Here is a 5,926-nt window from a genome sequence, read left to right as displayed (position 1 = left end):
GGGCACGGGGGCGGGCGGCGGCGGGCTGTCATGCGGCCGTCACGCCGTCCGGCGGCGGCGCAGCGGCGACAGCAGCCGGTCCAGGCCCATCAGCACCGCCTCCACCAGCAGCGCGAGCACGGCGACCAGCAGCGCCCCGGCGACCACCTGGGGGGTGTTATAGGTGTTGAACCCGGCGGTGATGATCCGGCCCAGGCCGCCCAGACCGGCCAGCGCGGCGATCGTGGCCGTGGCCACCACCTGGACCGCGGCGGACCTCAGCCCGGTCATGATCATCGGGTGGGCCAGCGGGAGCTCGACCCGTGCGAAGAGCTGCCGGCCGGACATCCCCATGCCGCGCGCCGCCTCGATCACCGACCGGTCCACCTCCGTCATCCCGACGTAGGCGTTGGTCAGCAGGGGAGGCACGGCGAACAGCACCAGCGCGATGATCGTCGGCGCGTATCCGGCGTTGCGCAGCGGCGAGACCATGAAGAGGGACAGCACCGCGAAGACCGGGATCGCCCGCCCCACGTTGGAGATGTTGACGGCCAGCGCGCCGCCCCTCCCGATGTGCCCGAGGTACAGCCCCGTCGGCAGCGCGATCGCGCACGCCAGGACGAGCGCGACGCCGCTGACGTACAGGTGCTCACCGAGCCGGTGGGACACGCCGCCCTCCCCCGACCAGTTGGCGCCGGTGGTGAGCCAGGTCCAGGCCTCGCCGAGAACTCCCATGGATTCAGACCGCCTCGGCCGCGGCGGCGGTGTCCGCCCGCGGGGTGCGTATTCGGGTCCAGGGGGTCAACAGCCGCTGCACACCGAGCAGCAGCAGGTCCGCGGTCACCGCGAGCAGCACGCACAGCACCGAGGCCGTGAGCACCTGGGCCTTGAAGAAGCTGGGCAGCGCGTCCCCGATGAGATTGCCGAGGCCGCCCTTGCCGATGATCGACCCGACCGTCGTCAGCGCGATCGTCGAGACCGTGGCGATCCGGACCCCGGCCATCAACGCGGGCAGCGCCAGCGGGACTTCCACCTCCCACAGCAGCCGCAGCGGCCCGTAGCCCATGCCTCTCGCGGCCTCCTTCGCCTCCGGCGGAACGGCCTCCAGGCCCGCCAGGATGTTCCGCACGAGGACGGTCAGCGAATACAGCACCAGTCCGGTGACGACCAGCGCGGCGGAGAGCCCGAACAGCGGCAGCAGCAGCGAGAACATGGCGAGCGAGGGCACCGTGTAGAGCACCGTCGTCAGTCCGAGCACGGGCCCGGCGAAACGGCGGCCGCGACGCGCGAGCAGCGCCAGCGGAAAGGCCACCGCGAGTCCGATCAGCACCGATACCGCGGTGATCCAGATGTGCTGGACCGTCGCATCGGTCAACTCCTGGCTCCGGGAACGGAGATACTCCCCGCAGATCCAGTCGTTCGTCACCAGGCAGTTCTGTCCCGCGGCCATCGGCCCCCCTCCCCCATTGCCCACTCGAACCGAACTCCGGCGAGCCTATCCTCGACCACTGACAATCGCCGAGGCCCGTTGTATTTCAGCAACACGTCCTTCACAGAACACGCGCCACAATGGGGAACCATGATCCGATTCGAGCACGTCACCAAGCGGTACGCGGACGGCACCACCGCCGTCGACGACCTTTCCTTCGAGGTCGCCGAGGGTGAACTGGTCACGCTCGTCGGACCGTCGGGATGCGGCAAGACGACCACCATGAAGATGGTGAACCGGCTGACCGAACCGACCGAGGGACGGATATTCCTCGACGGGGACGACATATCCGCCATCGATCCCGTCCGGCTGCGCCGCCGTATCGGCTATGTGATCCAGCAGGTGGGGCTCTTCCCGCACCGCACGATCCTGGAGAACACCGCGACCGTCCCCCATCTCCTGGGCTGGAAACGGGGAAAGGGACGGCAGCGCGCCGCGGAACTCCTCGACCTTGTCGGACTCGATCCTTCCGTTTATGGCGACCGCTATCCGGAACAGCTCTCCGGCGGCCAGCGCCAACGCGTCGGCGTGGCACGGGCACTGGCCGCCGACCCGCCGGTGCTGCTGATGGACGAGCCTTTCGGAGCGGTCGACCCGGTCGTGCGGGAACACCTGCAGAACGAATTCCTGAAACTCCAGGAAAAGGTCCGCAAAACCGTGCTGTTCGTCACCCACGACATCGAGGAGGCGGTCCGGCTCGGGGACCGCATCGCCGTCTACGGGCAGGGCTCCATCGAGCAGTTCGACTCCCCGGCCACCGTGCTCGGCGCACCGGCCACCCCGTACGTCGCGGACTTCGTCGGCGCCGACCGCGGCCTCAAGCGGCTGTCCGTGACCCCCGTCGAGGAGAGCGACCTCGACCACCCGCCGGTCGTCCGCCTCGACGACCCCCTGGCGGAGGCGACCGGACGGCTGCGGTCCGAGGGGGCGCGCTGGGCCGTCGTCCTGGACGGCGAGGACAACCTGTACGGCTGGCTCCCGGCCGACGCCACAGCCACCGGCTCCGGCTCCGGCTCCGGCTCCGGCTCCGGCTCCGGCTCCGGGGGGACGGTGCGCGCCCACGCCCGCGCGATGGAGGCCCGGCTGCCCCTCGGCGCCCCGCTCAAGCAGGCGTTCGCCACCATGCTCCAGCACGACGCCGGCTGGATCGCCGTCGTGGACGGGACCGACGGCGGCCGCTTCCTCGGCGTGCTCACCCCGACCCGGCTGCACGAGGCGCTGCGCCGCTCGATCGACGCGGACGCCCGGGACGTCCCGCGCGCCGGGGTGGCGGTCGAGAGCGTGGCGAGCACCCGCTCGTCCTGAACCCAGGAACCCGGCCCCCGAACCTCCGTCAGTTCTCACTGAGCCGACTGCTCATCCAGTCCAGTGCCGAGGGGATCTCCCGCCGCCAGGTGTTGAAGTTGTGCCCCCCGCTGTCCAGCACGATCGACGAGACCTGGGCGGGCGCCTTCACCTTGTCGATGAACCGCCGCGTGGCGCGGTAGTTGCCCTCGCCCTGCCTGGACGTGGTGACCAGGAAGGACGAGGCGGGCTGCTTCGGCAGGTGGTCCAGGCTCCACAGCAGGTCGGCCCGGTCGCGCGCGCCCTGGTCGCCGTGGAAGAGGTCGCCGGTCGTCGGGTCCTCGGCCGCCTTGTAGTACGCGGAGAGCCCGGCACTCGCGGCGAACCGGTCCGGGTGGTGGAGCCCGATCTTCAACGCGCAGTAACCACCGGTCGAGTTGCCCATGATGCCCCAGTTGTGGGCCTGCCGGCCGATCCGGTACACGTCCGAGACCACCCGCGGCAGGTCCTCGGCGAGGAACGTCTCGGTCTGCGGACCGTCCTCGACGTCCACGCACTCGGTGTCCCGCGGCGGCGCCAGCGTCGGCCGCAGCATCACCAGGATCATCGGCTGCGCCCGACCGGCCCTCACCCGTTCGTACGCCGTCCGCGGGTAGTCGAGGCCCTTCAGGAGGTTCTCCGCGATGCCCGGATATCCGGTGAGGACGACCACGGCGGGGAACTTCCGGCGGGCGAACGCCGGCTGGAAGTACTCCGGCGGCAGGTACACGTACGCCGAGCTCTCGATCCCCGACCGCCGGCCCGAGATCACGACCTTGTCGATCCGCCCCTTCTTCTCCGGCCGCGAGGCGCCCGGCACGTCCGGCAGCTGCGCCCCCACCCGGACGATGTTCTTGGCGGCGAGCGTCCCGGCCGCGTGGTCCGTGACGACCCCCAGGTCCTGCTGACGGCCGAGCAGGTCGTCCCACGAGCCGTAGAAGAGGAAGGAGTTGTTGGCCAGCAGGCCGACCGAGGCGAAGAGCGTCACCTGGGTCACCAGCAGCAGGCCGATCCGGCCGAGCACCGCGCGCACGCCGCGGCGGGCCAGCCGGGGCCAGAGCCAGACCGTGGCGGCGAAGAACGCCACCGCGAGCGCGACGACCAGGCCCAGGAACACATTGCTGGTGAGACCCATGGAGGGGTGAGCTTTCTTGTCTGGAAATTTCCGGCCGACGGGTGAACCCTCGCTCCGGAAGCCTCGTCCTACAGGTCGCACATCGTCCGGAGGGCTACGACCGAAGGACACAAGAATCTCTCGCGGAACCACGGGAAGCGATGTCTGTCACGCTAGATGGGGATAAATCGGGATCGGTTCCGAGTCCGGTGCGCAGGTTCGTACGCGGCCCGCGCCCCGAGTCCGTACCGGCCCTGGTCGGCACCGCCTGCACCGCCGTCGGCCTGATCGACATCGCCGCGGGCGTCTTCCCGCGCTTCCGGCACAGCCGGATGCACACCCTGGCCGAGGTGCTGCCCGGCGCCCTCGGGCCGTTCGCCGCCGCCCTCTCCCTGAGCGCGGGCATCCTCCTGCTGCTGCTCGCCCACGGCCTCAAACGGCGCAAGCGGCGGGCCTGGCGGGCCGCCGTCGTCCTGCTGCCGGCCGGGGCGCTGGCGCAGTTCGCCTACCGGCACTCGGTCCTCGGCACCCTCGTCTCGCTGGCCCTGTGCCTGCTGCTGGTCCGGCACCGCGGCGAGTTCGCCGCCCTGCCCGACCCCCGCAGCCGCTGGCGGGCCCTGGCCAACTTCGTGCTCCTCGGCGCGGGCTCGATCGCCCTCGGACTCGTCGTCGTCAGCGCCCACCCGGGCCGGGTCGTGGGCAACCCCAGCATCGCCGACCGCCTCCAGCACGTGCTGTACGGGATGTTCGGCCTCGAAGGACCCGTCGACTACTCCGGGGACACCTCCTGGACCGTGGCGTACTCCCTCGGCGCCCTCGGCCTGCTGACCGCCGTCACCACCATCTACCTCGCCTTCCGCCCCGAGCACCCGGCGGCCCGCCTCACCGAGGACGACGAGGCCCGGCTGCGCGCCCTGCTGGAGAAGCACGGCGGCCGCGACTCGCTCGGCCACTTCGCGCTCCGCCGCGACAAGGGCGTCGTCTTCTCCCCCAGCGGCAAGGCCGCCGTCTGCTACCGCGTCGTGTCCGGGGTGATGCTGGCCAGCGGCGACCCGATCGGCGACGTGGAGGCGTGGCCCGGCGCCATCGAACGGTTCATGGACGAGGCCAGGGCCCACTCCTGGACCCCCGCCGTGATGGGCTGCAGCGAGACCGGCGGCGAGGTCTGGACCCGCGAGACCGGCCTCGACGCGCTGGAACTCGGCGACGAGGCGGTGGTGGACGTCGCGGATTTCTCGCTCGCCGGGCGGCCGATGCGCAACGTACGCCAGATGGTGAAGCGCATCGAACGGCTCGGCTACGAGACCCGGGTCCGCCGCGTCCGTGACATCGGCGAGGCCGAACTGAACCGCATCCGCCGCGCCGCCGCCGACTGGCGCGGCACCGACACCGAGCGCGGCTTCTCCATGGCGCTCGGCCGGATCGGCGACCCCGCCGACGGGGACTGCGTCGTCGCGACCGCCCACAAGGCCGGCGAGCGCGACGCCGACTCCCCGTACGGCGACCTGAAGGCCGTGCTCCACTTCGTCCCGTGGGGCACCGACGGCATGTCCCTCGACCTGATGCGCCGCGACCGCTCCGCCGACCCCGGCATGAACGAACTGCTGATCGTCGCCGCCCTCCAGGCGGCCCCCCGGCTCTCGGTCGAACGCGTCTCGCTGAACTTCGCGATGTTCCGCTCGGCGCTCGCCCGGGGCGAGAAGCTGGGCGCGGGGCCGGTGCTGCGCGTCTGGCGCGGACTGCTGATCTTCCTGTCGCGCTGGTTCCAGATCGAGTCGCTGTACAAGTTCAACGCGAAGTTCCGGCCACGCTGGGAACCCCGCTTCGTGGTCTACCGGGCCGCCCGCGACCTGCCCCGCATCTCGCTCGCCGCCGGTCTCGCTGCAGCCCATCACGGCGGGGGTCCAGGAGTGGGCCCTGGCCTCGTCCATGAACCGTTCGATGGCGCCGGGCCACGCCTCCACGTCGCCGATCGGGTCGCCGCTGGCCAGCATCACCCCGGACACGACGCGGTAGCAGAC

General features: G+C 71.3%; 4 protein-coding genes and 2 pseudogenes. 2 read left to right on the top strand and 4 right to left on the bottom strand.

Annotated elements, in window-relative coordinates; all coding sequences use genetic code 11:
* Positions 1-39: 39 nt before the first annotated feature.
* Both EAO76_RS37565 and EAO76_RS37560 read right to left on the bottom strand, forming a co-directional pair.
* Positions 40-714, bottom strand: coding sequence for an ABC transporter permease (locus EAO76_RS37565; protein WP_148840699.1), 675 nt, complete (start codon positions 712-714; stop codon positions 40-42).
* Between the two features lie 4 nt (positions 715-718).
* The gene (locus EAO76_RS37560; RefSeq protein WP_148840698.1) at positions 719-1,429 is read right to left on the bottom strand and encodes an ABC transporter permease; all 711 of its coding nucleotides are present in this window, start codon (positions 1,427-1,429) and stop codon (positions 719-721) included.
* A 129-nt stretch (positions 1,430-1,558) separates the two neighbouring features.
* Between EAO76_RS37560 and EAO76_RS37555 the strand changes: the two genes are divergently transcribed.
* On the top strand, positions 1,559-2,773 hold the full coding sequence (locus tag EAO76_RS37555; RefSeq protein ID WP_148840697.1) for an ABC transporter ATP-binding protein: 1,215 nt from the start codon (positions 1,559-1,561) through the stop codon (positions 2,771-2,773).
* 28 nt (positions 2,774-2,801) lie between these two features.
* On the opposite strand, the gene EAO76_RS37550 is transcribed toward EAO76_RS37555, so the two are convergent.
* On the bottom strand, positions 2,802-3,926 hold the full coding sequence (locus EAO76_RS37550) for an esterase family protein (protein ID WP_148840696.1): 1,125 nt from the start codon (positions 3,924-3,926) through the stop codon (positions 2,802-2,804).
* Between the two features lie 140 nt (positions 3,927-4,066).
* On the opposite strand from EAO76_RS37550, the pseudogene EAO76_RS37545 reads away from it, so the two are divergent.
* Positions 4,067-5,779: pseudogene (locus EAO76_RS37545) on the top strand (phosphatidylglycerol lysyltransferase domain-containing protein); the annotation flags it as partial.
* 51 nt (positions 5,780-5,830) lie between these two features.
* Here the strand turns inward: EAO76_RS37545 and EAO76_RS46920 are convergent.
* Positions 5,831-5,899: pseudogene (locus EAO76_RS46920) on the bottom strand (hypothetical protein); the annotation flags it as partial.
* Positions 5,900-5,926 lie beyond the last annotated feature (27 nt).

The organism is Streptomyces sp. sk2.1, from assembly GCF_008120935.1.
In the GTDB taxonomy this organism is placed as follows: domain Bacteria; phylum Actinomycetota; class Actinomycetes; order Streptomycetales; family Streptomycetaceae; genus Streptomyces.
The sequence above is the reverse complement of the archived record's forward strand: the minus strand, read 5'-3'. Positions and strand labels throughout refer to the sequence as shown.

Excerpts from the sequence above, each read along its gene's own strand:
- EAO76_RS37565 (WP_148840699.1), bottom strand. The coding sequence starts at position 714 with ATGGGAGTTCTCGGCGAGGCCTGGACCTGGCTCACCACCGGCGCCAAC.
- EAO76_RS37560 (WP_148840698.1), bottom strand. The coding sequence starts at position 1,429 with ATGGCCGCGGGACAGAACTGCCTGGTGACGAACGACTGGATCTGCGGG.
- EAO76_RS37555 (WP_148840697.1), top strand. The coding sequence starts at position 1,559 with ATGATCCGATTCGAGCACGTCACCAAGCGGTACGCGGACGGCACCACC.
- EAO76_RS37550 (WP_148840696.1), bottom strand. The coding sequence starts at position 3,926 with ATGGGTCTCACCAGCAATGTGTTCCTGGGCCTGGTCGTCGCGCTCGCG.